This window comes from Streptomyces sp. sk2.1, assembly GCF_008120935.1.
Classification (GTDB): domain Bacteria; phylum Actinomycetota; class Actinomycetes; order Streptomycetales; family Streptomycetaceae; genus Streptomyces.
The window spans coordinates 1-3475 of the sequence record NZ_RDBO01000126.1 but is presented as its reverse complement, the minus strand read 5'-3'; the positions used below and the strand labels follow the sequence as shown (position 1 = coordinate 3475).

At 71.3% G+C, this 3475-nt stretch carries 4 protein-coding genes and 2 pseudogenes; 3 read left to right on the top strand and 3 right to left on the bottom strand.

The window, feature by feature from the left end:
• Nucleotides 1-263: 263 nt before the first annotated feature.
• Nucleotides 264-728 (top strand): annotated as a pseudogene (locus tag EAO76_RS41265) (transposase); the annotation flags it as partial.
• 300 nt (nucleotides 729-1028) lie between these two features.
• Here the strand turns inward: EAO76_RS41265 and EAO76_RS41260 are convergent.
• Nucleotides 1029-1355, bottom strand: coding sequence for a co-chaperone YbbN (locus EAO76_RS41260; protein ID WP_148841377.1), 327 nt, complete (start codon nucleotides 1353-1355; stop codon nucleotides 1029-1031).
• Nucleotides 1356-1832: 477 nt separating this feature from the next.
• Between EAO76_RS41260 and EAO76_RS41255 the strand changes: the two genes are divergently transcribed.
• Entirely contained in the window at nucleotides 1833-2090 is a 258-nt protein-coding gene (locus tag EAO76_RS41255; RefSeq protein WP_148841376.1) for a hypothetical protein, read from the top strand.
• Nucleotides 2091-2182: 92 nt separating this feature from the next.
• Here EAO76_RS41255 and EAO76_RS41250 read toward each other — a convergent pair whose 3' ends face one another.
• Nucleotides 2183-2443: a hypothetical protein gene (locus EAO76_RS41250; protein WP_187439014.1), complete on the bottom strand. Its 261-nt coding sequence runs from the start codon at nucleotides 2441-2443 to the stop codon at nucleotides 2183-2185.
• Nucleotides 2444-2581: 138 nt separating this feature from the next.
• Nucleotides 2582-2980, bottom strand: a complete 399-nt coding sequence (locus tag EAO76_RS41245; protein WP_148841375.1) for a heavy metal-responsive transcriptional regulator — start codon at nucleotides 2978-2980, stop codon at nucleotides 2582-2584.
• An 82-nt stretch (nucleotides 2981-3062) separates the two neighbouring features.
• Here EAO76_RS41245 and EAO76_RS41240 point away from each other — a divergent pair.
• Nucleotides 3063-3475 (top strand): annotated as a pseudogene (locus tag EAO76_RS41240) (hypothetical protein); the annotation flags it as partial.

Genomic DNA, 3475 nt, shown 5'->3' with positions numbered 1-3475 from the left:
GCCCCGGCGCCGCGCCGGGCTGTGTCGTGGTCGACGGCGCGAAGCGGTGAGGCGGTGGCCCGGGGCGGGCGGTCGACGGTCCTGGGCCCGGCCCCCGTCCTGCAACCGGCACCGCCCCGGAGGGACGGGCGAGAAACGTAGCCGACGACACGGAACGGAGCGGCGGCGACGAGGCCGTGGGCGGCGGGGCGCCCGATGACCAGACTTCCAGCGACACACCGCAATCGGCATGGGAGATCATGCAGGGTATGACTGCCGAACTGATCAACGGGGTGCGGCGGTACCTGTGGCGGGCGGTCGACCAGGACGGCAACGTCCTCGACGTCCTGGTGCAGCCCAGGCGGGACACCAGAGCCGCGAAGCGGTTCATGGCCAGGCCGATGAAGAAGCAGCGCCGGGTACCGAGGGTGCCGGTCACCGACAGACTCCGCTCCCGCGGCGCCGCTCACCGGAAGCCGATGCCCTCGGTGGAACACCGCGCTCACAAAGGACTGAACAACCGGGCCGAGAACTCTCACCAGCCCACGAGACAGCGGGAACGGGCCATGAAGGGCTTCCGCAGCGCCGGCGCCGCCCAACGGTTCCTGTCCGCGTTCGGCGGCATCTCACCCCACTTCCGTCCCCGGCGGCATCTCCGCACCACCGCCGGGCATCGCCTCGAGACGACCATCCGCTTCACCGTCTGGGACCACGACACCGAGAACATCTGCCGACCGGCCGCGGCCTGAACGGGCACCGGAACCACACCCCGGCACGCCTCGAAGCTCCACCGACCAGCCACCCGCCATCAATGTGACAACGCCCTCACCGCGCCTGATCGTCCCGGACCGGAAGCGGCCAGGAGTCTTCGGGACTTCGGCCCCATGGCACGTCGGGCGGTGACAGCACCGTCCAACGTGCCGGACCGGGCGGGCAGGGCGGCGAGGCGGGCCAGCGCCGTGGTGGTTCCAGCGGTCGTCAGGCCTTCTCGGGGATGGTGTCGTCGATGACGATCTCGGGTTCCGGGTCGTCCGGCCGGGTGCCGCGGGTCACAGATGCGGAGTGATCAGGGCGACCACCCGCGCCTTGTTCGCGGGCCCGATCCAGGTGCCGACGATCTTGCCCCCTTTGAACACATGGAGCGTGGGGATCTGATTGATGCCGTACTTCTCTGTCGTCCTGGGGCTCTCGTCGATGTCGAGCCGGGCGACGGTCAGCCGGCCGGAGTACTCCTTCGCCACATCGACCAGCACCGGGTCGAGTGCCCGGCACACATCGGACCACTCCGCGCGGCAGACGGCCAGCACCGGCCCGGCCCCCTTGACCACCTTCGTCTCGAAGTCCGCGTCGGTCACGTCGACGACAGTGCCTGCCATGGATCAGTCCTTTCGTAGGGACAAGGGAAGAGGGACACGGCCCGGCGGGACACCACGTGCCGACGCCGGTGGTCCCTCGGCATCCGCACACAGGTGCCGCGGGCGACCACCCACCTGGGCGGACGTGACCGTCCTGACCGTGAATCTCCCCCTTGCGGAAAACCGSCCGCGGCAACGAACCACGGCGACCGGAGACTGCCCACAGCGGCCAAAACTGTGTGAATCCGACGCCAACGGGACCTGATCCCGCTGACATCTGGCTGGCCACTCCCCCTTGCGTTCCCAGGCAACCTCCCGCCCCCGGCCCGCAACGTACGAACGTACGAATCCATCGGCATACGGAGCGCCGTACGGGGCAGCAGATGACGAACCAGCAGGAGCCCGGCGCAGCAACGGCGCCCGCCGCCGGCAGCCCTCTTCGTTCACCCGGCCGGGCGACGGCGATCGTCCCGGCGGTGGTCCGTACGATCGGGGAGCATGACGACTCGCCGCCGGCTGGGCCCCGGCCCCGCCGAACACCACTCCCCCGCCGAGACGAACGCCGATGTCCCCGGCCCCGTTCCTCCGCGGGTCCAGGCGGCCGACGCGGACCTGGACGGGGGCACCCTGTACCGCCCCGACCTCGACTCGCTCGCCGACATGCGCGCCCGCGGAGTACTCGGCCACCACCCCGCGGCACCGGATCCCGCCCCGCGCACCTACGGCCACGGCACAGGAGCACGAGCGGAGAGCTGACAGGGCAACCGCCGCCCAGGGGACAGAGCCGGCCTCGCCATCAGCGGGCGCCATCAGCAGTCGCCGGTCGCGCTGAGAACGGACGGCGCGGGTCAGGCCGCGTCAGCCGGGAGAACGACTTCCGACCATGTGATCGACTTCAGTTCCATCCGCCAGCCCACCAGGTCCCCGCCGGTGAACGACTCCCAGTACGGGTGGGTGGTGACGGTCTCCGACAGGGCCAGGCATTCCTGGCGGAGCCCGTCGACGGCGGCCTTCTCTTCGTCCGTCCAGCCGGGCGACGGCGACCGGCCGCCTGTGACCTCACCGGTGTGCGAGTGCTCCTTCCCCGGCCACCCGTCGTGCGGCTCCACGGACCAGGGCAGGGCGCGCCCGAGCGCGGCGAGCTCCGCGGTGGCCCGGTGGAGACGGACCTGAGCAGCTGTGCCGTAGCGCGATAGCTGTCACCTGGGCACAGCATCTGTCACCACCGCGATCGCGGCCTCGTGCCGTCAGTGCGGCGAGAGGATGGTGCAGATCCCGTTCGCGCCGAAGGTGTCGGGGTCAGTCTGGGACGCCCGCTGGGCCAGCTCGCGCAGGGCGGCGCGGGTTTTGCGGAGTTCTGCCAGGCGGCGCTCGATGTCAGCGAGGTGCTGGCCGATCAGGGCTGTGACGTGGCCGCAGGGGGATTCGCCGTCGTCACGCAGGGCGAAAATGGAGCGGATCTCGGCGAGGGTGAGACCGGTGCCTTGGGCGTCGCGGATGAAGGCGAGCCGGCCTGCTGCGTCGCCGTCGTAGTCGCGGTAGCCGCCCGCCGTGCGGGGCGGCTCGGGCAGGAGCCCGGCCTGCTCGTAGAAGCGGATGGTCTTGGTGGTCAGGCCGCTGGCGGTGGCGAGGTCCCCGATGCGCACGGCTCCAGGCTACGCCTTGACCTTCCAGCACACTGGAAGGTCTAGCGTCGGTGGCACAGACTCCGACCTGGAAGGACGCGACATGCGCATCACCGTACTGACGGTCCCCGACTGCCCGAACGATCCGCTCGCCCAGGAGCGGATCGCTGCCGCGCTGGAGGGCCGGGCGGCCGAGGTGGAACTGGTCGAGGTGCGTGACGAGGCGGAGGCCGCTCGCTGGGGCATGAGCGGCTCGCCGACCGTCCTGCTCGACGGCGTCGACCCCTTCGCACCCGCCGCGGCGGCGCCGAGCGTGTCCTGCCGCCTGTACCGGGACGCGGACGGCACCGTGTCCGGAGCACCGAGCGTGGCCGCCTTGCGTCAGGCCCTCGCGGGCGCCGACATCGCGCAGCCCGTCGCGGTGGGTGACTGCTGCCCGAGCGAGGGCTTCGCCGTGCGTGACGACGGCGAATCCCCCTGCGGCCACGTCACAGCCCTGATCGGCCAGCACCTCGC

Bases quoted from the DNA above. Each gene is read 5' to 3' on its own strand.
- EAO76_RS41260 (WP_148841377.1), bottom strand. From the start codon at position 1,355: ATGGCAGGCACTGTCGTCGACGTGACCGACGCGGACTTCGAGACGAAG.
- EAO76_RS41255 (WP_148841376.1), top strand. From the start codon at position 1,833: ATGACGACTCGCCGCCGGCTGGGCCCCGGCCCCGCCGAACACCACTCC.